1 pseudogene is annotated in these 648 nt (G+C 75.5%); it reads right to left on the bottom strand.

Annotation, left to right across the window (positions count from 1 at the left end):
- Positions 1-138: 138 nt before the first annotated feature.
- Positions 139-648, bottom strand: a pseudogene (locus CCN44_RS42640) (DNA polymerase III subunit delta' C-terminal domain-containing protein); the annotation flags it as partial.

The following is a 648-nucleotide window of genomic DNA, read 5'->3' as shown; positions in this document are numbered from 1 at the left end:
GGGCGGTGGGGCGTGCGGGAGTCGCAGCCGGTGGGGCGTGCGCGGGGCCGAGGAGCGCGCGCCCCGCTTCACCCTGAGCGTGCGCCCCCGCTTCGGCCCGAGGGCCTGTCGCGTCTCACCCCGAGCGTGCGCCCCGCTTCACCCCGCTCGCAGTGCCATCGTCATCGCCTCCACCGCCAGCAGCGGAGCGACATTGCGGTCCAGGGCCTCGCGGCACGCGGCGATGGCCTCGATGCGGCGGAGTGTGGACTCCGGGGTGCTGGCGCGGGCCAGCCGTTCCAGGGCGTCCTCGGCGTCGGTGTTGGCCAGTGCCACGCGCGTGCCGAGCTGGAGGGCGAGGACGTCGCGGTAGAAGGCGNNGCGACGTCCAGGCTGTCGCGCTGCGTACGGGTTCTGCGGCGCTTCTGCATGTCCTCCAGGTCCTTCATCACCCCCGCCGTGCCCCGCGGCAGCCGGCCGCCCTGGGCCGCGCCGAGCGCCGCCTTCAGCTCCTCGGTCTCCTTGCCGTCCATCTCCTCGGCGAGCTGCTTGGCGTCCTCGGCAGCCGCGTCGACCAGCTCCTGGGCGGCCTTGAGGCAGGCGCCCACCTCGTCCAGCCGCAGCGGCAGCTTCAGCACGGCGTCACGGCGCTCGCGGGCCGCCGGGTCG

It is taken from the genome of Streptomyces tricolor (assembly GCF_002155905.1).
Lineage (GTDB): Bacteria > Actinomycetota > Actinomycetes > Streptomycetales > Streptomycetaceae > Streptomyces > Streptomyces tricolor.
The sequence above is the reverse complement of the archived record's forward strand: the minus strand, read 5'-3'. Positions and strand labels throughout refer to the sequence as shown.